A 22,435-nucleotide genomic window follows, 5' to 3' on the forward strand; every position below is an offset into this window, starting at 1 on the left:
GGCAAGCTCGTCCACAAGGTCGAGCTGGACAACTATCTCGAGGCCCTGGAGTGGTGCCGCAAGCTCTTCAAGAGCGGTTATGTCCACCCCGACGCGGTCGCGGGCAAGGCCAACGACTCGCTCACCCGCTTCACCTCCGGCCAGTCGCTCATCATGAACGACGGCGACGCCAAGTGGTACGGCGCCACCTTCGAACAGGCCGAGCCCAACCCCGAGTTCAAGATCCAGGGGATGGACTATTTCGGCGCCGACGGCGGCGATCCCACCCTCTACCTGGGCGCGCCCGCCAACATCTGGTCCTTCCTCAACAAGAAGCTCTCCAAGGACCAAATCGAGGAGATCCTGGCCGTCGCCGACTTCATCGCCGCGCCGTACGGCACCAAGGAGCAGCGCCTGATCGACTACGGCGTCGAGGGCACGCACCACACCATGAAGCACGGCGCCCCGGTCAAGAACTCCAAGGGCGTCACCGAGGTCCAGGACACCTACCGCTTCATCGTCTCGCCCGAGGCCACCGTCGCGTACCCGGACTTCCCGCAGATGGTGAAGGACTACTGCGGCTGGATGCAGCGCATGGGCAAGTTCGCCAAGAAGCCCGTCTTCTACGGCATGCAGATCCAGGAGCCCAACCGCTACGCCTCCCTCTACACCCCCTTCGAGGACCTGGCCAAGGACGTCGTACGGGGCCGCAAGTCCATCAGCGACGCCCAGAGCGCCATCAGCGACTGGCGCAGCGGCGGCGGTGACAAACTCCGCGACTGGTACGCCAGGCTCCTCGACAAGAACGGCAGCGGCGCCTGATGGCACTGGACACCGGAAGCCGGGCCGGTAAACCGCGCCGCGCGAGATCCGCGCGGCGCGGCGGCCCCGGCGGCCCCGACGACTCCGCCGCGTCCGCCCCGCCGCCCGCCGTGCCGGACGGCGGCATCCGGTGGTGGCAGCGGCTGCGCCGGGACCGCACCCTGCTGCTGATGGTGGCGCCCGCCGTCGGTCTGCTCGCGCTGTTCAACTACGTCCCGCTGATCTGGACCACGGTCGCCTTCAAGGACTACGACCCGTTCACCCAGGGCCTGTGGACCAGCCCCTGGGTCGGCCTCGACAACTTCACCCTCCTCTTCGACGACAGCCGCTTCTGGGACGCCTTCGCCAACACCCTCGGCATCACCTTCATCCAGCTGGTCCTCTTCTTCCCCCTCACCATCGCGCTCGCCCTGCTGGTCAACAGCGTGCTCAGCCAACGGATCCGCGGGCTGGTGCAGTCGATCCTGTATCTGCCGCACTTCTTCTCCTGGGTGCTGGTCATCACCGTCTTCCAGCAGATGCTCGGCGGGGCCGGGCTGCTCGCCCAGCAGCTGCGCCGCCACGGGTACGAGGGCTTCGACCTGATGACCGACCCCGGCGTCTTCAAGTTCCTGGTCACCGCGCAGCTGGTGTGGAAGGACGGCGGCTGGGGCGTCATCGTCTTCCTGGCCGCGCTCTCCGCCGTCAGCCAGGACCTGTACGAGGCGGCGGCGGTGGACGGGGCGAACCGCTGGCGGCGGATGTGGCATGTCACGCTGCCCGCGCTGCGCCCGGTGATCGCCCTGCTGCTGGTGCTGCGCGTCGGCGACTCACTCACCGTGGGCTTCGAGCAGATCCTGCTGCAGCGCGACGCGGTGGGGCCGGGCGCCTCCGAGGTCTTCGACACCTATGTGTGGTGGGTCGGCATCGCCAACACCGACTACGGGATCGCCGCCGCGGGCGGCCTGATCAAGGGCGCCTTCAGCCTGGTGCTTGTCCTGATCGCCAACAAAGTCGCCCACATGCTCGGCGAGCAGGGGGTCTACCAGAAATGACAGCGATATGACGGTGACCGCGCAGAGGGCCGCCGCGCCGCCCGCCCCGGCCGCTCCGCCGCGCCGCGACAGCAGACGCCCGGTGTGGGAGGAGGAGCCGAGCAAGGCCGGCCAGGGGCTCAAGGGCGCCACCCTGGTCGGGGTGTGCCTGGCGATCCTCGGGCCGCTGTGGGTGGTGGTGGTCACCAGCCTCTCCGACCAGAAGGCCATCACCGAGGCCGGCGGGCTGGTCATCGTGCCCGAGACGATCACCTTCCGGGCCTACTCCGAACTGCTCGGCGGCGGCACGGTCACCCGCGCGGCGATCGTCAGCCTCGCCCTGACGGCCGTGGGCACGGTGATCAGTACGGTGGTCTCGATCCTGTGCGCGTACGGACTGTCGCGCCGCGGGTCCTTCCTCCACCGGCCGATCCTGATGGTGCTGCTCGTCACCATGTTCTTCAACGCCGGTCTGATCCCGACCTATCTGCTGGTCACCGGGGTCGGCCTGGAGGGCAGCTACTGGTCGATGATCCTGCCCAGCGCCATCTCGGTCTTCAACATCCTGGTGCTGCGCTCCTTCTTCCAGACCACCGCGCCCGAGCTGATCGACAGCGCCCGGATCGACGGCGCGGGGGAGTGGCGGATCCTGCTGCAGATCGTGATGCCGCTGTCCAAGGCGGTCATCGCGGTCGTCTCGCTCTTCTACGCGGTCGGCTACTGGAGCCAGTGGTTCAACGCGATGCTCTACCTCAACGACCAGGAGATGTGGCCGCTGCAGATGATCCTGCGCCAGCTGGTCATCAAACAGCAGGCGCCCCAGGGCATGTCCCAGATGATCTCCAGCAGCCAGGTCCCGGGCCTGGCGGTCCAGATGGCCGTCATGGTGCTTGCGCTGATCCCGGTCGTGGTGCTCTACCCCTTCGTCCAGAAGCACTTCACCAAGGGCATGCTCACCGGCGCCATCAAGGGCTAGCCCGCCTCCCCGCACCACTCCCCGTTGCCGGCCGACCCGAAGCGAGCGAGCGATGCCCGAGCTGAGCGATGTCACCCGCGGCCGCATCCTCTACGGCGGCGACTACAACCCCGAGCAGTGGCCGCGGAGCGTCTGGCGCGAGGACGTACGGCTGATGCGCGAGGCCCGGGTCACCACCGCCACCGTCGGGGTCTTCTCCTGGGCCCGGCTGGAACCGCGCCCCGGCGCCCGCGACTTCGGCTGGCTGGACGAGGTCCTGGACCTGCTCCACGAGGGCGGTATCGAGGTGTGCCTGGCCACCCCGACCGCCTCCCCGCCCCCGTGGATGGGCGCCCGCCACCCCGAGACCCTGCCGCGCGACGAGTCAGGCGCCACCGTCTGGTACGGCGCGCGCAACCAGTTCTGCGCCTCCTCCCCCATCTACTGCGAGTACGCGCTGCGCATCACCGAGGACCTGGCGGAGCGCTACGGCGGCCACCCGGCGGTGCGCATGTGGCACGTCGGCAACGAATACGGCACCCACTGCTGGTGCGACACCACCGCCCGCCACTTCCGCCGCTGGCTGCGCACCCGGTACGGCGGTCTCGACGCGCTCAACGAGGCGTGGGGCACGGCCTTCTGGAGCCAGCGCTACGACTCGTGGGAGGAGATCATTCCGCCCCGCCGCGCCCAGTATCTGGTCAACCCCACCCAGGCGCTGGACTTCCGCCGCTTCACCAGCGACGCCCTGCTGGAGTGCTTCACCACCGAACGCGACGTCCTGGCCGACCGCACCCCGCACGCCCCCGTCACCACCAACTTCATGCCGCTGTTCATCGGCCAGGACGGCTGGGCGTGGGCGGCCGAGGAGGACGTGGTCTCCGTCGACGTCTACCCGGACCCCAAGGACCCGCACGCCGCCGCGTACGGGGCGATGGTCCAGGACCTCACCCGCTCCCAGGCCGGCGGCCCCTGGGTCCTCATGGAGCAGGCGGCCGGCCCGGTCAACTGGCGTGGCGTCAACCACCCCAAGCCGCCCGGGCTGATGCGCCTGTGGTCGCTGCAGGCCGTGGCGCGCGGCGCGGACGTCGTCTGCTTCTTCCAGTGGCGGCAGTCGCGGCAGGGCAGCGAGAAGTTCCACTCCGGGATGGTGCCGCACGCCGGTGAGCACAGCCGTACCTTCCAGCAGGTGCGCGGGCTCGGCGCCGAACTGCGCCGGCTCGGCGGCGTCGTCGGCCGCGGCGTCCCCGCAGGCGCCGCGATCCTGCACGACTGGCACGCCTGGTGGGCGACCGTCCAGGACGGCCGCCCCTCCGCCCGCCTCGACTACCCCCAGGTGGTGCGCGCCTGGCACCGGGCCCTGTGGGAGCAGAACCTCACCACCGACTTCGCCCATCCGCACGCCGACCTCACCGACTACGCCCTGGTCGCCGTCCCCCAGCTGTATCTGCTCACCGACGAGGCGCTGGACAATCTGGTCGGCTACGTACGCGGTGGCGGCACCCTGGTCTGCGGCTTCTTCACCGGCGTCGCCGACGAGGACGACCGGGTCCGCCCGGGCGGCGTCGACCAGCGGCTCCGCGACCTTCTCGGCATCCGTACGGTCCACGAGTGGTGGCCGCTGGACGAGGGCGAAACCGTCACCGCCCACGGCCCCTCCTGGCCCGCCGGCTTCACCGCCACCCTCTGGTCCGAGGACCTGGAGCCGTCCACCGCCGAGACCGTCGCCCGGATCAAGGGCGGCGAACTCGACGGCGGGCCCGCCATCACCCGCAACCGCCACGGCGCCGGCACCGCCTGGTACGTCTCCACCCTGCCCGAACCCGCCGCGCTGCGCGCCCTGCCGGCCCGCGCCGCCGACGAGGCGGGGCTGCGGCCACCGCTGCCCGGCCTCCCCGAGGGCGTGGAGGCCGTGTTCCGCGGCGAGCACCTGTTCCTCCTCAACCACGGCCGCACCCCCGCGGTCGTCCCCCTCCCGTCCGCGCGGACCGACCTGCTCACCGGCCGCGTGTACGACACCGAGGTCGGCCTCGACCGCTCCGCGGCCGTGGTCCTGGCCCCGCTCGATTCCCCCCACCCGAAGGGAGCAGCACCGTGCACCGAAAGGCTCGAAAGCTCTTCCTGACCCCGCTGTTCGCGCTCCTCGCGCTCATCGGCTTCGCCGCCGCCCCCGCCCACGCCGCCACCTGGTCCTCCTCGGACCAGTGGGGCAACTGGTCCAACGGCGGCTACACGCTCTACAACAACATCTGGGGCTCCGGCGCCGGAGCCCAGACCATCTGGGCCAACTCGTACACCGACTGGGGCGTCTGGGCCAACCACCCCAACACCGGCGGCATCAAGTCCTACCCCAACGCCAAGCGGGTCGTCGGCAAGAAGGTCAGCGCCATAGGCAGCCTGAACAGCAGCTACAACGTCACCGTGCCGTCCTCGGGCGCGTACAACACCTCGTACGACATCTGGGACACCAACTACGACTACGAGATCATGCTCTGGATGAACAAGACCGGCCCGGTCGGTCCCCTCGGCACCTCCCAGGGCAGCCTCACCCTCGGCGGCCACAGCTGGACCGTCTACAAGGGCAGCAACGGCGCCAATGAGGTCTTCTCCTTCATCCGCACTTCAAACTCCACTTCCGGCTCTGTGGACATCAAGGCCATCGTGAACTGGATCAAGAACACCAAGGGCTGGTTCGGCGATGTGACCATCGGCGACGTCCAGTTCGGCTACGAGATCACCTCCTCGGCCGGCGGTCTGGACTTCAAGACCAACAGCTTCGGCGTGTCCTTCAGCTGATCGCGCCCCCGGCCGACCGTGCGCCGCCGCTCCCCCGGGGGCGGCGGCACATGACCGCCCCGCGACGGCACATCGGTCCGCCGCCCCGCCGTACCCCACCGGTTGTGCCCCCGGCGCCGCGCGTACTCCCCGGGTTGCGGGGCGGGCACGCTCGTTCCGCCGTGCGGAGGAAGGGCCCGTACGCGAGGCGGCCCTAGGCTTGACCGCATGGTCCTCCTCGGCTCTTTCGCCCGGGTCCGGCCGCCGCGTGACCGGTGGGCGGACGCGGCTCTGGCCGGCGGTGTCTTCGTGCTGGCGGCCGTCGGCGGCGTGGGGCCGCTCGTCGGCGAGCGCGAGGAGCCCTGGCCGGTCACCGTCTTCGGCCTGGCGATGATCGCCGCCGCCAGCGGCGCGCTCTGGTTCCGCCGCCGCCGACCCGTGGCCGTCGCCCTCGGCGTGCTGGCCGCCACCGCCGCGTACTACCTCGTCAGCGTCTACGACGGGCCCCTCCTCGTCGCGTTCGTGGTCGCGCTGTACGCGGTCGCGGCCGAGGGGCTGCTGCGGGCGGCCGTCGCCCTCGCCGCGCTCAGCGTCGTCGCCGTCGGCGTCGGCACGCTGGCGGGCAACGAGGACGTCAACGGGGTCGCCCTCTTCATGCTCACCGGCTGGCTGGTCGCGGTGGTCGCGCTCGGCTGGGTGCGCCACAGCCGCCAGGCGTACGTCCACGAGGTGGAGCAGCGCGCGGCCGGTGAGGAGCGGCTGCGCATCGCGCGGGATCTGCACGATGTCGTCGGCCACCACATCTCCCTCATCAGCGTCCAGTCCACGGCCGCCCTGCACCGGATCGAGAAGGACCCGACGCAGGCCCGGACGGCCCTCGCCGCGATCAAGTCCTCCAGCCGCGAGGCGCTGCGCGAGCTGCGGGCGACCCTCGGGGTGCTGCGGCAGGTCGACGAGGAGGCGCCCACGGCGCCGCCGCCGGGCCTGGCCCGGATCGGTGAACTCGTCGAGTCGGCGCGGTCGGCCGGGTTCGACGTGCGCGCGCACACCAGCGGCGAGCCGGAGCCGCTGCCCACCGAAGTGGAGTTGGCCGCGTACCGCATCGTCCAGGAATCGCTGACCAATGTGACCCGGCACTCCCGGGCCACCGCCGTCACCGTCCATGTCTCACACGCGCCCCGCGAGGTCCGGATCGAGATCACCGACAACGGACGGGGCCCGGCCCGCACCGTGCCCGGCAGCGGCATCAGCGGCATGCGCGAGCGCGCCCGCGCGCTGGGCGGCGAGCTGGCCACAGGGGGCGGCCCGGACGGCGGATTCGCCGTACGGGCCCGGCTGCCGCACGGGAACGGAGCGTCCCCACAGTCATGATCAAGGTCTTGCTCGCGGACGACCAGCGGCTGGTGCGGGCCGGATTCCGCTCGATCCTGGAGGACGAGGACGACATCACGGTGGTGGCCGAGGCGGGCGACGGCGACGAGGCCGTCGCGGCCTGCCGCGAGACGCGCCCCGATGTGGCGCTGCTGGACATCCGGATGCCCGGGACCGACGGCCTTCAGGCGGCCGGGCGGATCACCGCCGACCCCCGTCTGGAGAGCGTCAAGGTCGTCATCCTGACCACCTTCGACCTGGACGACTACATCTACGGCGCGCTGCGCGCCGGCGCCACCGGCTTCCTGGTCAAGGACACCGAACCGGAGGAGCTGATCCACGCCGTACGGGTGGCGCACCGCGGCGACGCGCTGATCAGCCCCTCCGTCACGCGGCGGCTCATCGCGGAGTTCGCCGGACGGGTCCAGGCCCCCGAGCCCGGCCCCAGGCTGCGCGCCCTCACCGACCGCGAGCGGGAGGTGATGCGGCTGGTGGCCGCCGGGCTGACGAACGACGAGATCGCCGCCCGGCTGGTGCTCAGCCCGGCCACCGCCAAGACCCACGTCAGCCGCATCATGACCAAGCTGGACGTCCGGGACCGCTCCCAACTGGTGGTGCTGGCCTACGAGTCGGGCATGGTCAGCCCCCGCTGGCTGACGCGCTAGCCACACGACCGGGGGAGTACACGGGCCCCACGGCTGACAACCACTGGGGTACCGCGGGTGTCCGCCGGGGGCCGACGCCCCGGGGCGGACCGGGCCCGGATGCTGCGGGGCATGATGTCTCCGCCACGCATAACGCCCGCGACCACCGAGCCCGCCGCGGGCCGGCCCCCGGGCCGCAGAGGAACCTTCTGGCGTCTCGCCGCCTGGTCCCAGAGCCACCGCTGGGGCGCCCTGCTGCTGTGGATCCTCGTGGTGGCCGGGATCACCGCCGGATCGCTGGCGGCCGGCAGCGCGTACCGCAACGACTTCGCCCTGCCCGGCACCGACTCGCAGACCGCCACCGACCTGCTGACCGAGCACGGCTCCCGGCAGGCGGGAGACAGTGTGCAGATCGTCTTCAAGGACGAGGGCGGGCTGCGCGCCGAGCGCGGTGCCATCGAGAAGACCCTGGACCGGGTCCGCGGCCTGCCTTCCGTCACAGAGGTGCGCGGTCCGTACGCGGACGCCTCCGCGGTCTCCCGGGACGGCACCGTCGGCTATGCGACCGTGACCCTCGACGGCAAGGCGGAGGAGGTACCCAAGGGGCACGTCACCCGGATCATCGACGCCGCGAAGGCCGCCGAAGGGCACGGCCTGGAAGTCGCGCTCGGCGGCGAGGCGGTGCGCGGCGCCGAGGAGGAGGCGGGCGGCGCCGCGGAGGGCGCGGGCATGCTCGCGGCGCTGGTCATCCTCGTCCTGCTGTTCGGCTCGCTGGTGGCGGCGGCGCTGCCGCTGATCACCGCGGTGTTCGCGGTGGGCGGCGCCATCGGTCTGATCGCCCTGGCCTCACACCTGTTCACGGTCGCCGACTTCACCCCGCCCGTCATGATGCTCGTCGGGCTCGGGGTGGGCGTGGACTACGCGCTCCTGATCTTCTACCGCTACCGGCACGAACTGATCCGCGGCGCCGACCGGCACACCGCCACCCGCACCGCGCTGGACGCCGCCGGCCGTACGGTCTTCTTCGCCGGCTGCACGGTCATCATCGCCCTGCTCGGCCTGGTCGCCCTGGGCCTGGGCGCGCTTCAGGGCGTGGCGCTCGCCGTCGCGCTGACCGTGCTCGTCACCATGGCGGCGTCCCTGGTCCTGCTGCCCGCGCTGCTGGCCGTACTCGGCGGGCGCGTCCAGCGCCAAGTGCTGCGGCGCGCCGACCGGGCCCGGGCCAAGGGGAAGGAGGAGGGCCGGCGCTGGCGGGCCCTGGCCGCCGCCGTGCAACGGCGCCCGCTGCCCGCGCTGCTCGCCGCCGTCGTCGCGCTCCTCGCGCTGTCCGCCCCGGCCCTGAGCCTGCGCCTGGGCTTCGCCGACGCGGGCACCGACCCGACCACCTCCACCAGCCGCCGGGCCTACGACCTGCTCGCCGAGGGCTTCGGGCCCGGGTTCAACGGACCCTTGGTCGTGGTGAGCCGGGGCGACGCGGCGGCCGCCAGGGAGCTGCGGACCACGCTCGCCCGTACGGACGGCATCGCCGCCACGACACCGCCGCTGCCCTCCGAGGACGGCGCCGTCGCCACGGTCCTCGCCTTCCCCCGCACCTCCCCGCAGGACGAGGGCACCGCCGACCTCGTCCACACGCTGCGCGACCGCGTCCTGCCCCGGCTCGGCGAACGCACCGGCGCCGACTACCTGGTGGGCGGGCCCACGGCCGCCGCGCAGGACTTCGCCGACTCCGTCGCCGACCGGATGCCGCTGTTCGTCGCCGTCGTCGTCGGCCTCTCCGCGCTGCTGCTCATGGTGGTCTTCCGCTCCCTGCTGATCCCGCTGAAGGCCGCGCTGCTCAACCTGCTGTCCATAGCCGCCGCGCTGGGCGTGATCACGCTGGTCTTCCAGCACGGCTGGTTCGGGGCACAGCCCGGCCCGGTCGAGGCGTTCATCCCCGTGATGATCTTCGCGATCGTCTTCGGCCTCTCCATGGACTACGAGGTGTTCCTCATCGCCCGCATCCATGAGGAGTGGGAGCGGACGAAGGACCACTCCCACGCGGTCCGCGAGGGCCTGGCGGCCACCGGCAAGGTGATCACGGCGGCCGGCGCCATCATGATCGTGGTGTTCGCCGCCTTCGTGCTCAGCCCGAGCCGCATGCTCCAGCAGTTCGGACTGGGGCTCGCGGTGGCCGTCCTGCTGGACGCGGTGGTCATCCGCTGTCTGATCGTGCCGGCCGTCATGCGGCTGCTCGGCAGGCACGCCTGGTGGCTGCCCGCGTCCCTCGCCCGCCGGCTGCCGAAGGTGGCGCTGGAACGCCCGGACGCTGCCTGAGGCGATCTGAGCCCGCCGGGCCGCCGGCCCGGCGACGGCCCGTCAGGGCTCCCGTACCTCCCGTACCGGCAGCCGCGCGCCGTCGCGGAGGAACAGCGGGATCCGGTCCAGCGGGGCGGGCACGGTCACCGTCGTACCGCCCTCCCAGCTCTCGCCCGTCCAGGCGTCCGTCCAGCGCGCCCCCGCCGGGAGATAGGCGGTCCGCTCGGTCGCGCCCGCCTCGAGGACCGGGGCGACCAGCAGGTCGGGGCCCAGCAGGAAGGAGTCCGCGACGCCCCAGGCCGCCTCGTCGCCGGGGAACTCGAGGAAGAGCGGGCGCATGGGCGGCAGCCCCTCCTCGTGGGCGGCGCGCATCTGCGCCAGTACGTACGGCTTGAGCCGTTCGCGCAGCCGCAGATACGAGCCGAGGATGCGCTCGGCCTCCTCGCCGTACGACCACACCTCGTTCGGGCCGCCGGTCATCCCGGGCCCCAGCGGCAGCCCCGGGTCGCGGAAGCCGTGCAGCCGCATGATCGGCGACAGCGCGCCGAACTGGAACCAGCGGATCAGCACCTCGCGGTACGCCGGGTCGTCCGGATCGCCGCCGTGGAAGCCGCCGATGTCGGTGTTCCACCACGGGATACCGGAGAGGGCGACGTTCAGCCCGGCGGCGATCTGGCGGCGCAGCGTCGCGAAGTCCGTGCCGATGTCGCCGGACCACAGGGCGGCCCCATGGCGCTGGCTGCCCGCCCACGCCGAGCGGTTGAGGGTCACCACCTCCTCCTCGCCCGCCGCGCGCATGCCCTCGTGGACCGCGCGGGCGTTCTCGCGCGGGTAGAGGTTGCCGACCTCCAGGCCCGGCCCCGCGTGGTAGCGCAGATTCGCCGGGAAGCCCGGCTTGAGCTCCGGCTCGCACGCGTCCAGCCAGAAGGCGCGGATCCCGTACGGCTCCAGGTAGTTCGCCCGCACCCGCGACCACATGAACTCCCGGGCCTCGGGATGAGTCGCGTCGTAGAAGGCGACGTGGATCCGCTCGCCCTCGCGCACATCGGGCCAGTCGGCGTGCGCTGTGGGCCCGTACTCGGTGCCGACCAGAAAGCCACGCTGCTCCATCGTGGTGTGGTTCTCGCTCAGCGGCGAGACCGAAGGCCACACCGAGACCACCAGCTTGATGCCCAGCTCCTCCAGCTCCCGCGTCATCGCCGCCGGGTCGGGCCAGGCCACCGGGTCGAACTTCCAGTCGCCCAGATGCGTCCAGTGGAAGAAGTCGCAGATGATCGCGTCGATCGGCAGCCCGCGCCGTTTGTGCTCGCGGGCCACGGTCAGCAGCTCCTCCTGGGTGCGGTAGCGCAGCTTGCACTGCCAGAACCCGGCCGCCCACTCGGGCAGCATCGGCGCGCGGCCGGTCACCGCGGAGTAGCGGCGCTGCGCGGCCGCCGGATCCCCGGCCGTGATCCAGTAGTCGATCTGGCGGGCGCTGTCGGCGACCCAGCGGGTGCCGGTCGCGGCCAGCTCGACCCGTCCGATGGCCGGGTTGTTCCACAGCAGGGTGTAGCCGCGGCTGGAGGTGAGGACCGGGATCGTCACCTCGGAGTTGCGCTGCACCAGGTCGATCACGGCGCCCTTCTGGTCCAGCAGACCGTGCTGGTGCTGGCCGAGGCCGTAAAGCCGCTCGCCCTCGTACGCCTTGAAGCGCTGCTCGATGCGGTGGTAGCCGTTGCCCGTGGCGGTGCGCAGCCGCGGCCCCGGCCACCAGAAGTGGGCGCGCTGCTCGGCCAGCAGCTCCCGGCCGTCCTCGGTGGCCGCGAACCGGATCATGCCCTCCGCGCTGATCCGCGCGGTGATCGCGCCGCAGGTCAGCGACGCCTCCCCGGCCTCGATCGCGACGCTCGCGGTCGCCTTCGGCGGACCGTCGAGGAGCGCGCCGGGCAGATCCTCCAGCAGCGGCCCGCCGAGCCGGGCGCGGACCCGGATCGCGTCGGGCCCCCACGGCTCCAGACGTACGGTCTCCTGCCGCCCACTCCACTCCAGCGCGCCGTCGCGCTCGCTGAAGGTGCCGACGGTGGGGGAGGACTGGGCGAGCGACGCTGAGGCGGTGGCCGGCGGTGATGGGTTCACGGGGCGCTCCTCGGGGTGCGGCGGTGGACGTACGGGGGTGAGCTTTACGGGCGTATCGCTTCGGGGACGTACGGCTCGGGGGCGCTGCGAGGGCGGGACTTCAGGGGGTTTCGGCGAGGTCGCCGCGGGTTTCGGTAAGAGGCCGCGGGTTTCGGTAAGAGGGGGCGCGGCGGACGGGCGCTACGGGCCGGGCCGGGGCCGGGTCAGGGCGCGGCGTTCGGCGCCGGGCCCGAGCTCGCCCGTACGGTCAACTCGGGCTCCAGCAGCGCCACCTCGTCCGAGCCGTGCCCCTCCAGCTTGGCCACCACCAGCTCAACCGCCCGCCGCCCCATCTCATGCGCGGGGATCGCGACCGAGGACAGCCGCACCGAGGCCTGGGCTGCCACCTGGTCGGGGCAGATCGCCACCACCGAGACGTCCTCGGGCACCGCGCGGCCCTGCTGGCGCAGCAGGCTGAGCAGCGGGTCGATGGCGGCCTCGTTCTGCACCACGAAGCCGGTGGTGCCGGGGCGCTCGTCGAAGATCCGGGCCAGCGCCCCGGCCATGGACTCATAACTGCCCTCGCACGGCCGGTGCAGCAGGCGCAGCCCCAGCTCGCGGGCGCGGCCGCGCAGCCCCTCCAGGGTCCGTACGGCGAAGCCGGTGTGGCGCTCGTACACCGCCGCCGCCTCGCCGACCACGGCGATCTCGCGGTGGCCGAGCCCTGCCAGATGGTCGGCGCACAGCGCGCCGGTCGCTGTGAAGTCCAGGTCGACGCAGGTCAGTCCGACAGTGTCGGCGGGCAATCCGATCAGTACGGTGGGCTGGCGGGCGTCCCGCAGCAGCGGCAGCCGTTCGTCCTCCAGCTCCACATCCATCAGGATCATGGCGTCGGCGAGCCCGCTGCCGGTGACCCGGCGCACGGCCGCCGGGCCCTCCTCGCCGGTCAGCAGCAGCACGTCATAGCCATGGGTGCGGGCGGTGGTGGCCACCGCGATGGCGATCTCCATCATCACCGGCACATACATATCGGTCCGCAGCGGCACCATCAGCGCGATGATGTTGGAGCGGCTGCTGGCGAGGGCGCGGGCACCGGCGTTCGGGTGGTAGCCGAGCTCCTTGATGCTCTGCTCGACCCGCTCGCGGGTGGGGCCGGAGATCGAGCGCTTGCCGCTGAGGACATAGCTCACCGTGCTGGCGGAGACTCCGGCGTGCCGGGCGACCTCGGCGAGGGTGACCATGCGGGACTCCGTCCGGGTCATTGAAGCGCTTCGACTGAGTTGCCGAACGGCTCTTGGCTGGCTGCGCGGATCGACAGTAGACCTGTCCGCGTTCAGTGTCCAGATAGTCGAAGCGCTTCAACTCGCTTTTTCCACCGCCTGGGGCCACACGCTTTGCCGCCCCGTCGGACCGGAGGCACACTGGCACCGTACGTGCCGGTAATGTCACGAGATCGTCCATTCGCGGCAAGGGAGCACCGATGACCGCATCATCCGTCAGGCCGGTGTCCGAGCGCGAAGCGCGCCGGGTCGCCGAGGCAGCCCGCGAGCAGCTATGGCACAAGCCGAGCTTCGCCAAGGAACTGTTCCTCGGCCGTTTCCGGCTCGATCTGATCCACCCCCATCCCGCCCCCGCCCCGGATGACGTACGGCGCGGTGAGAAGTTCCTCGAGAAGCTGCGCGAGTTCTGCGAGACCGGTATCGACGCCGCCCGCATCGAGCGCGAGGCCAAGATCCCCGACGAGACGATCGAAGGTCTCAAGGAGCTCGGCGCGCTCGGCATGAAGATCGACCCCAAGTACGGCGGGGCCGGCCTCACCCAGGTCTACTACAACAAGGCACTGGCCCTCGTCAGCTCGGTGAGCCCGGCCATCGGCGCGCTGCTCTCGGCCCACCAGTCCATCGGAGTGCCGCAGCCGCTCAAGCTGTTCGGCACCCAGGAGCAGAAGGACACCTTCCTGCCCCGCTGCGCCCGCACCGACATCTCGGCCTTCCTGCTCACCGAGCCGGACGTGGGCTCCGACCCGGCCCGGCTCGCCACCACCGCCGTACCCGAAGGCGACGGCTACATCCTCGACGGAGTGAAGCTGTGGACGACCAACGGGGTGGTCGCCGACCTCCTCGTGGTCATGGCCCGTGTCCCCGCGTCCGAGGGCCACAAGGGCGGTATCACCGCCTTCATCGTCGAGACGGCATCCGAAGGCGTCACCGTCGAGAACCGCAACGCCTTCATGGGCCTGCGCGGCCTGGAGAACGGAGTGACCCGCTTCCACCAGGTCCGCGTCCCCGCCACCAACCGCATCGGCCCGGAGGGCGCCGGGCTCAAGATCGCCCTGACCACCCTCAACACCGGCCGGCTCTCGCTGCCCGCGATGTGTGCGGGCTCCGGAAAGTGGTGTCTGAAGATCGCCCGCGAGTGGTCCGCGGCCCGTGAGCAGTGGGGCAAGCCGATCGCCCGGCACGAGGCCGTCGGCGCCAAGATCTCCTTCATCGCGGCGACCACCTTCGCCCTGGAGGCCGTCATCGACCTCGCCTCCCAGATGGCCGACGAGGACCGCAACGACATCCGTATCGAGGCGGCGCTGGCCAAGCTCCTCGGCAGCGAGATGGCCTGGCTGATGGCCGACGAGCTGGTCCAGATCCGCGGCGGCCGCGGCTTCGAGACCGCCGCCTCGCTCGCCGCCCGCGGCGAGCGGGCCGTCCCGGCCGAGCAGATGCTCCGCGACCTGCGGATCAACCGCATCTTCGAGGGCTCGACGGAGATCATGCACCTGCTGATCGCCCGCGAGGCCGTGGACGCCCATCTGTCCGTGGCGGGCGACCTCATCGACCCGGACAAGTCCCTGTCCGACAAGGGCAAAGCGGCCGCCAAAGCCGGCGGCTTCTACGCCCGCTGGCTGCCGGGCCTGGTCACCGGCCCCGGCCAACTCCCCCGCGCCTACGCCGAATTCCGCCCACCCCGCCACCGCGACCTCTCCCCGCATCTGCGCTACGTCGAACGCTCGTCGCGCAAGCTCGCCCGGACCACGTTCTACGCCATGTCCCGCTGGCAGGGCCGGATGGAGACCAAGCAGGGCTTCCTCGGCCGCATCGTCGACATCGGCGCGGAGCTGTTCGCCATGAGTGCCGCCTGCGTACGGGCCGAGATGCTGCGCACCACGGGCGACCACGGCGCCGAGGCATACCAGCTGGCCGACGTCTTCTGCCGGCAGGCGCGGATCCGCGCCGAGGAGCTTTTCGCCCGGCTGTGGACCAACACCGACGAGCTCGACCGCAAGGTCGTCTCGGGCGTGCTGGCGGGCTCGTACACCTGGCTGGAGGAGGGTGTGCTCGACCCCAGCGGCGACGGCCCCTGGATCGCCGACGCCACCCCCGGCCCGCCCACCAAGGAAAACGTCCACAGACGCGTCTAAACCGGCGGCCCCAGGCCCCGTGGTTGCGCCCGGGTCCCCCATCCGGGCGCAACCATCAATTGAGCAACCCCCATGGCGAGCAACCAGGTCCGCGAGAGCGGCGCCGGTTTAGGCGCAAAGAGGGGGACGGGCAACAATGGGGCAATGACGGATTCCCTCGCTGACCCGCACCTCCGCTTTCCGGCGGCCACCGCCGCCACCGGAGGCCCGCGCGACATCGTGATCCTCGGCTCCACCGGATCGGTTGGCACCCAGGCCATCGACGTGGTGCTGCGCAACCCCGACCGCTTCCGGGTGACCGGGCTGTCCGCCGCCGGCGGGCGGCCCGGGCTGCTCGCCGAGCAGGCTCACCAGCTCGGGGTGCGGGTGGTCGCGGTGGCCCGGCCGGAGGCCGTGGCCGAGGTGCGCGAGGCGCTGGCCGCGCGGTACGGGGCGGGGGAGCCGCTGCCGGAGATCGTTGCGGGGCCGGACGCGGCCACCGAGCTGGCCCGCTCCGAGTGCGACACCGTGCTCAACGGCATCACCGGCTCCATCGGCCTGGCGCCGACCCTTGCCGCGCTCGAGGCCGGCCGGGTGCTCGCGCTGGCCAACAAGGAGTCGCTGATCGTCGGCGGGCCGCTGGTCAAGGCCCTGGCCAAGCCGGGGCAGATCGTGCCGGTCGACTCCGAGCACTCCGCCCTCTTCCAGGCGCTGCTCGGCGGTTCCCGGCAGGAGGTCCGCAAGCTGGTGGTGACCGCGTCCGGCGGGCCGTTCCGGGGGCGTACGAAGCAGGAGCTGACCGAGGTCACGCCCGAGCAGGCGCTGGCCCACCCCACCTGGGACATGGGCCCGGTGATCACGATCAACTCCGCGACCTTGGTCAACAAGGGGCTGGAGGTCATCGAGGCGCATCTGCTCTATGACATTCCCTTCGATCGGATTGAGGTTGTGGTCCACCCGCAGTCGTATATCCACTCGATGGTCGAATTCATTGACGGTTCCACCCTGGCGCAGGTGAGTCCGCCCGATATGCGGATGCCGATCGCGCTCGGTCTCGGCTGGCCGGACCGGGTGCCGGACGCCGCGCCCGGCTGCGACTGGACCAAGGCGCACACCTGGGAGTTCTTCCCGCTGGACAATGACGCGTTCCCCTCGATCGGGCTCTCCCGCCACGTCGGCGCGCTCGGCGGCACCGTGCCCGCCGTTTTCAACGCGGCGAACGAGGAGTGTGTGGACGCCTTCCTGGCCCGGAAGCTGCCGTTCAACGGAATCGTCGATACGGTCGCCCAAGTGGTGGCCGAACACGGCACCCCCACCGCGGGAACCCGGCTCACGGTCGAGGACGTCCTCCAGGCCGAGGCATGGGCCCGCGCCCGCGCCCGTGAACTGGCCGCCCGCGCGGCCGAAGCGACTCCGGAGGCTCGCGCATGACGGCACTGATGACGGTCCTCGGCATCGTCGTATTCGTTGTCGGACTGCTCTTCTCGATTGCCTGGCATGAGCTCGGCCATCTCTCCACGGCCAAGCTCTTCGGCATCCGGGTGCCGCAGTACATGGTGGGCTTCGGTCCGACGATCTTCTCCCGTAAGAAGGGGGACACGGAGTACGGCGTCAAGGCGGTCCCGTTCGGCGGCTATATCCGCATGATCGGGATGTTCCCGCCCGGCGACGACGGGAAGATAGCGGCACGTTCCACCTCGCCGTGGCGCAGCATGATCGAGGACGCCCGGTCGGCCGCGTACGAGGAGCTGCAGCCGGGCGACGAGACCCGGATGTTCTATACGCGCAAGCCGTGGAAGCGCGTGATCGTGATGTTCGCCGGGCCGTTCATGAATCTGGTGCTCGCCGTGGCGATCTTCCTCGGCGTGATGATGTCCTTCGGTGTCAACACCCAGACCACCACCGTGGGCACGGTCCAGAAGTGTGTGGTCGCGGCCTCGGCCTCGACCGACAAGTGCCCCAAGGACGCCAAGGACTCCCCGGCCAACGCCGCGGGGCTGCGGGCCCGCGACAAGATCGTCGCCTTCAATGGTGAGCCGACCTCGGACTGGAACAGCCTCCAGCAGCACATCCGTAAGACCGTCGGCCCCGCGACGATCACCGTCGAGCGCGATGGCGTCCGCAAGGATCTGCATGCGGTGCTCATCAAGAACCAGGTCGCCAAGTCGGACGGGAAGGGCGGCTATGTGGAGGGGCAGTACGTCTCCGCGGGCTTTCTCGGCTTCACTCCGGCCAGTGGCGTGGTCAAGCAGTCCTTCGGCCAGTCGGTGGACCGGATGGGCAATATGGTCCAGGACGGCATCGACTCGCTGATCGCCCTGCCCTCGAAGGTCCCCGACCTGTGGAACGCGGCCTTCGGTGACGGTGAGCGCAAGGCGGACTCGCCGATGGGCGTCGTCGGCGCGGCGCGGGTCGGCGGGGAGGTCGCCAGCCTCGACATCCCGGCCTCCCAGCGGGTCGCCACCATGCTGTTCCTGGTGGCCGGCTTCAACCTCTCGCTCTTCCTGTTCAACATGCTGCCGCTGCTGCCGCTGGACGGCGGGCATATCGCGGGCGCGGTGTGGGAGTCCGTACGGCGCCACACCGCCCGGCTGGTCCGGCGGCCCGACCCGGGGCCGTTCGATGTGGCCAAGATGATGCCGGTCGCCTATGTGATCGCTGGAGTGTTCATCTGCTTCACCCTGCTGGTGCTGGTGGCTGACGTGGTGAATCCGGTGAAAATCTCCTGATGATGCGAAATGCCCCGAAGTTCACCATTCGGTGGACTTCGGGGCCGGAATGTGCTTGGCCCGGGCGTGGTGCCGTAACCTCGGACACCGGAGCCCGCCGATCTCGGGACCTTCATTCATGACCTTGGGGTTGCTCGCCAGATGACAGCGATTTCGCTTGGAATGCCGTCCGTTCCGATCAAGCTCGCCGACCGCAGAGTCAGCCGGAAAATCCAGGTCGGGTCGGTGGCGGTGGGCGGGGATGCGCCGGTGTCGGTGCAGTCGATGACGACGACGGTGACGGCGGATATCGGGGCGACGCTGCAGCAGATCGCGGAGCTGACGGCGTCGGGGTGCCAGATCGTACGGGTGGCCTGTCCGTCGCAGGATGACGCGGATGCGTTGCCGGTGATCGCGAAGAAGTCGCAGATTCCGGTGATCGCGGATATTCATTTCCAGCCGAAGTATGTGTTCGCGGCGATTGATGCCGGGTGTGCGGCGGTGCGGGTGAATCCGGGGAACATCCGGCAGTTCGACGACAAGGTGAAGGAGATCGCTAAGGCCGCGTCGGATGCGGGCACTCCGATCCGGATCGGGGTGAACGCGGGGTCGTTGGACAAGCGGCTGCTGGAGAAGTACGGCAAGGCGACGCCGGAGGCGTTGGTGGAGTCGGCGTTGTGGGAGTGCTCGCTGTTCGAGGAGCACGGGTTCCGGGATATCAAGATCTCGGTGAAGCACAACGACCCGGTCGTGATGATCAACGCGTACAAGCAGCTGGCGGAGCGGTGCGACTACCCGCTGCACCTCGGCGTCACCGAGGCGGGCCCGGCGTTCCAGGGGACGATCAAGTCGGCGGTCGCGTTCGGCGCGCTGCTCAGTGAGGGGATCGGCGACACGATCCGGGTGTCGCTGTCGGCGCCTCCGGTGGAGGAGATCAAGGTCGGCATCCAGATCCTGGAGTCGCTGAATCTGCGGCAGCGGCGGCTGGAGATCGTGTCGTGTCCCTCGTGTGGTCGGGCGCAGGTGGATGTGTACAAGCTGGCGGACGAGGTCACGGCCGGCTTGGAGGGCATGGAGGTGCCGCTGCGGGTCGCCGTGATGGGGTGTGTGGTCAACGGCCCCGGTGAGGCGCGCGAGGCGGATCTCGGGGTGGCCTCGGGCAACGGCAAGGGCCAGATCTTCGTCAAGGGCGAGGTGATCAAGACCGTGCCCGAATCGAAGATCGTGGAGACCCTGATCGACGAGGCCATGAAGATCGCCGAACAGATGGAGAAGGACGGCATCGCCTCCGGAGCGCCCGAGGTCTCCGTCACCGGCTGACGCCGGCCCCGCCCCCGCGGCTGCACCGCCCGCACCCGACCGGACCACGGCCCGGTCGGTGAACGCGGGCGGTGGTCGAGGCGACCCCCGAGGTACAGTGCGGAGAATCGAATCTTCTGGCCCTCGGCCGCAACCGGTGAGGCATACCGACACGTGCTGACGACGTCCACCACCAGGGTGCTCGAGCCCCACGAGCTGGATGAGGCCCTTGCGGTCCTCGACCGCGACCCGGTCTCCAACGCCTTCGTCGCCGCCCGCGTCCAGGTCGCCGGCCTGGACCCCTGGCGGCTCGGCGGCGAGATGTGGGGCTGGTACACCGGTGGCCGGCTCGAATCGCTCTGCTACGCCGGAGCCAACCTCGTCCCCATCTGCGCCACCCGCGACGCCGTACGCGGCTTCGCCGAGCGCGCCCGCCGGTCCGGCCGTCGCTGTTCCTCGATCGTCGGCCCCGCCGACACCACCGCCGAGCTCTGGTCGCTGCTCGAGCCCAGCTGGGGCCCGGCCCGCGAGGTCCGCGCCCACCAGCCGCTCATGGCCACCACCACCATGCCCGCCGGTATCGCGCCCGACCCGCTCGTCCGCCGTGTTTGCAAGGACGAAATGGACGTGATCATGCCCGCCTGCGTGGCCATGTTCACCGAAGAGGTCGGCGTCTCGCCGCTCGCCGGCGATGGCGGGCTGCTCTACCAGGCCCGGGTCGCCGAACTCGTCAGCCACGGGCGATCCTTCGCCCGCATCGAGAACGGCCGGGTCGTCTTCAAGGCCGAGATCGGCGCCGCCACCCGCCACGCCTGCCAGATCCAGGGCGTCTGGGTCGCCCCCGAATACCGCGGCCGGGGGCTGTCCGAGACCGGTATGGCCGCCGTCCTGCACTATGCGCTGAGCGAGGTCGCGCCCGTCGTCAGCCTCTACGTCAACGACTTCAACACCGCCGCCCGCGCCGCCTACCGACGAGTCGGCTTCCAGGAGGTCGGCGCCTTCATGAGTGTGCTGTTCTGATCGACGGCCCAGTAGGGTGCCGCCCATGCTGCAACAACCAGGCGTTGGGCCACCGGACCCGCAGGGCGTCGTCGTGGGGTCGCTCGACCTCGCCGCGCGCGTGGACGAGGCCCTTGCCGTGCAGGCGATCGCCTTCGGGCTCACCGACGAGGAGGCCGGAGTACGGCGCCACATCGTGCTGCGCCACCTCACCAGCCCGGGCGCCCGCGCGCTGGGCGCCACCACCCCCGCCGGGCGGCTCGTCGGCTTCGTCTACGGCATGCCCAACGACCGCACGCACTGGTGGTCCACCGTCGTCGAGCCGTATCTGCGCGACACCGGCCACCAGGACTGGCTGGACGACTCCTTCGTCATCACCGAGCTGCATGTCCACCCCGACTACCAGCAGCACGGCATCGGCCGGTCACTGATCACCACCATCACCGACGGAGCGGCCGAGCCGCGCTCCATCCTCTCCGCGATCGACGCCGACAGCCCCGCCCGCCACCTCTACCGCGCCCTCGGCTACCGCGACCTCGCCCGCCCCGTGCTCTTCCCGAGCGCGCCGACCCCGTACGCGGTCATGGGCGCCCCGCTCCCGCTGCGCCGCTGATTCCCGCACCTCTTCGGCCGTACCCCTGGATTCATTTCCCGGTGGGTGGCGGCAGCGGTTAATCTCCTGGACATCCCATCTCGTACGCAGGAGAAGAACCATGGCCCACGTCCAGCGCATGTCCAGGTTGATGTTGAAGACGCTGCGCGAGGACCCGGCCGATGCCGAGACCGCCAGCCACAAGCTGCTCGTCCGCGCCGGCTATGTCCGCCGCACCTCCGCGGGCATCTGGACCTGGCTGCCCATCGGCAAGAAGGTCCTGGAGAACGTGGCGCGGATCGTCCGCGAGGAGATGGACGCCATCGGCGCCCAGGAAGTCCTGCTGCCCGCCCTGCTGCCCCGTGAGCCGTACGAGGCCAGCGGCCGCTGGGAAGAGTACGGTGACCTGCTGTTCCGGATCAAGGACCGCAAGGGCGCCGACTACCTCCTCGGCCCGACCCACGAGGAGATCTTCACCCAGACGGTCAAGGACCAGTGCACGTCCTACAAGGACCTGCCCGTGATCCTCTACCAGATCCAGACCAAGTACCGGGACGAGGCCCGCCCGCGCTCCGGCGTGCTGCGCGGCCGCGAGTTCCAGATGAAGGACTCGTACTCCTTCGACACCACCGACGAGGGCCTGGCCGAGTCCTACCGGCTGCACCGCGAGGCCTACCAGCGGATCTTCGAACGCCTCGGCCTGGACTACCGCATCGTCTCCGCGATCTCCGGCGCCATGGGCGGCTCCGCCTCCGAGGAGTTCCTGGCCCCGGCCGCGGCCGGCGAGGACACCTTCGTGGACTGCCCGAACTGCGACTACGCGGCCAACACCGAGGCTGTCACCCTCGCCCTCACCCCCGTCGAGGGCGCCGAGCACGGCCCGGTCGAGGAGCTGGACACCCCCGACACCCCCACCATCGACACCCTCGCCGAGCATCTGAACATCCCGGCCTCCGCCACCCTGAAGAACCTCCTCGTCAAGGTCGACGGCGAGATCACCGCGGTGGGCGTCCCCGGCGACCGCGAGGTGGACCTCGGCAAGCTCGCCGAACACCTCGCCCCCGCCGAGGTCGAGGTCGTCACCGCCGAGGACTTCGCCGACCGCCCCGACCTGGTCCGCGGCTACATCGGCCCGCAGGGCCTGGCCGGGAAGTCCTTCCGCTACCTCGCCGACCCGCGCGTCGCGCCCGGCACCGCCTGGGTGACCGGCGCCAACAAGCCCGGCAAGCACGCGCGCAACGTCGTCTGCGGCCGGGACTTCGAGGTCGACCAGTACCTCGACGTCGTGGTGGTCAGGCCCGGCGACCCCTGCCCCCGCTGCGGCGCCGGTATCGAGCTCGACCGGGCCATCGAGATCGGCCACATCTTCCAGCTCGGCCGGAAGTACGCCGACACCTTCCAGCTCGATGTGCTCGGCCAGAACGGCAAGCCGGTCCGGGTCACCATGGGCTCCTACGGCATCGGCGTCTCGCGTGCCGTGGCCGCGCTCGCCGAGCAG

The 22,435-nt window shown here is 70.9% G+C and carries 17 protein-coding genes; 15 read left to right on the forward strand and 2 right to left on the reverse strand.

The features are described 5' to 3' along the window. The 8 genes from CCN51_RS15100 to CCN51_RS15135 form a co-directional block, all read left to right on the forward strand. Positions 1 to 801: type 2 periplasmic-binding domain-containing protein (locus CCN51_RS15100; protein WP_483883438.1), on the forward strand; the 801-nt coding region annotated here is incomplete at its 5' end. Next, on the forward strand, positions 801 to 1,835 hold the full coding sequence (locus tag CCN51_RS15105) for an ABC transporter permease (RefSeq protein WP_086859637.1): 1,035 nt from the start codon (positions 801 to 803) through the stop codon (positions 1,833 to 1,835). The genes CCN51_RS15100 and CCN51_RS15105, both read left to right, overlap by 1 nt. A gap of 7 nt (positions 1,836 to 1,842) precedes the next feature. Then, positions 1,843 to 2,790, forward strand: coding sequence for a carbohydrate ABC transporter permease (locus tag CCN51_RS15110; protein ID WP_014176020.1), 948 nt, complete (start codon positions 1,843 to 1,845; stop codon positions 2,788 to 2,790). Between the two features lie 52 nt (positions 2,791 to 2,842). Continuing rightward, positions 2,843 to 4,894 (forward strand): beta-galactosidase, encoded by a 2,052-nt coding sequence (locus tag CCN51_RS15115; RefSeq protein WP_014176019.1) that lies wholly within the window; start codon positions 2,843 to 2,845, stop codon positions 4,892 to 4,894. Then, on the forward strand, positions 4,864 to 5,565 hold the full coding sequence (locus tag CCN51_RS15120; protein WP_014176018.1) for a glycoside hydrolase family 12 protein: 702 nt from the start codon (positions 4,864 to 4,866) through the stop codon (positions 5,563 to 5,565). The genes CCN51_RS15115 and CCN51_RS15120 overlap by 31 nt, the downstream gene beginning before the upstream one ends. Positions 5,566 to 5,772: 207 nt before the next feature. After that, positions 5,773 to 6,915: a sensor histidine kinase gene (locus CCN51_RS15125; RefSeq protein WP_014176017.1), complete on the forward strand. Its 1,143-nt coding sequence runs from the start codon at positions 5,773 to 5,775 to the stop codon at positions 6,913 to 6,915. Next, complete coding sequence (locus CCN51_RS15130; RefSeq protein WP_014176016.1) at positions 6,912 to 7,580, forward strand: response regulator transcription factor; 669 nt, start codon at positions 6,912 to 6,914, stop codon at positions 7,578 to 7,580. The genes CCN51_RS15125 and CCN51_RS15130 overlap by 4 nt, the downstream gene beginning before the upstream one ends. Before the next feature lie 114 nt (positions 7,581 to 7,694). After that, positions 7,695 to 9,872 carry an MMPL family transporter gene (locus CCN51_RS15135; RefSeq protein WP_043490021.1) on the forward strand — a complete coding sequence of 726 codons (2,178 nt, stop codon included), beginning with the start codon at positions 7,695 to 7,697 and terminating at the stop codon, positions 9,870 to 9,872. 42 nt (positions 9,873 to 9,914) lie between these two features. On the opposite strand, the gene CCN51_RS15140 is transcribed toward CCN51_RS15135, so the two are convergent. Next, positions 9,915 to 11,969: a glycoside hydrolase family 31 protein gene (locus CCN51_RS15140; protein WP_014176014.1), complete on the reverse strand. Its 2,055-nt coding sequence runs from the start codon at positions 11,967 to 11,969 to the stop codon at positions 9,915 to 9,917. Positions 11,970 to 12,172: 203 nt separating this feature from the next. Beyond that, on the reverse strand, positions 12,173 to 13,189 hold the full coding sequence (locus CCN51_RS15145) for a LacI family DNA-binding transcriptional regulator (RefSeq protein WP_014176013.1): 1,017 nt from the start codon (positions 13,187 to 13,189) through the stop codon (positions 12,173 to 12,175). Between the two features lie 239 nt (positions 13,190 to 13,428). On the opposite strand from CCN51_RS15145, the gene CCN51_RS15150 reads away from it, so the two are divergent. From CCN51_RS15150 to CCN51_RS15180, 7 genes are all read left to right on the forward strand, one after another. Beyond that, entirely contained in the window at positions 13,429 to 15,360 is a 1,932-nt protein-coding gene (locus CCN51_RS15150; protein WP_014176012.1) for an acyl-CoA dehydrogenase family protein, read from the forward strand. A gap of 144 nt (positions 15,361 to 15,504) precedes the next feature. Then, positions 15,505 to 16,770: a 1-deoxy-D-xylulose-5-phosphate reductoisomerase gene (gene dxr, locus CCN51_RS15155; RefSeq protein ID WP_014176011.1), complete on the forward strand. Its 1,266-nt coding sequence runs from the start codon at positions 15,505 to 15,507 to the stop codon at positions 16,768 to 16,770. Continuing rightward, complete coding sequence (locus tag CCN51_RS15160) at positions 16,767 to 18,068, forward strand: M50 family metallopeptidase (RefSeq protein WP_014176010.1); 1,302 nt, start codon at positions 16,767 to 16,769, stop codon at positions 18,066 to 18,068. The genes dxr and CCN51_RS15160 overlap by 4 nt, the downstream gene beginning before the upstream one ends. Positions 18,069 to 18,209: 141 nt before the next feature. Further along, positions 18,210 to 19,367 carry a flavodoxin-dependent (E)-4-hydroxy-3-methylbut-2-enyl-diphosphate synthase gene (ispG, locus tag CCN51_RS15165; RefSeq protein WP_043486645.1) on the forward strand — a complete coding sequence of 386 codons (1,158 nt, stop codon included), beginning with the start codon at positions 18,210 to 18,212 and terminating at the stop codon, positions 19,365 to 19,367. A gap of 153 nt (positions 19,368 to 19,520) precedes the next feature. Continuing rightward, positions 19,521 to 20,366: a GNAT family N-acetyltransferase gene (locus CCN51_RS15170; RefSeq protein WP_014176008.1), complete on the forward strand. Its 846-nt coding sequence runs from the start codon at positions 19,521 to 19,523 to the stop codon at positions 20,364 to 20,366. Between the two features lie 25 nt (positions 20,367 to 20,391). Continuing rightward, a complete protein-coding gene (locus CCN51_RS15175; protein WP_055413923.1) occupies positions 20,392 to 20,958 on the forward strand; it encodes a GNAT family N-acetyltransferase in 567 nt (188 codons plus the stop codon). A gap of 100 nt (positions 20,959 to 21,058) precedes the next feature. Further along, positions 21,059 to 22,435: proline--tRNA ligase (locus CCN51_RS15180; RefSeq protein ID WP_086859639.1), on the forward strand; the 1,377-nt coding region annotated here is incomplete at its 3' end.

Source organism: Streptomyces milbemycinicus (assembly GCF_002154605.1).
Classification (GTDB): domain Bacteria; phylum Actinomycetota; class Actinomycetes; order Streptomycetales; family Streptomycetaceae; genus Streptomyces; species Streptomyces milbemycinicus.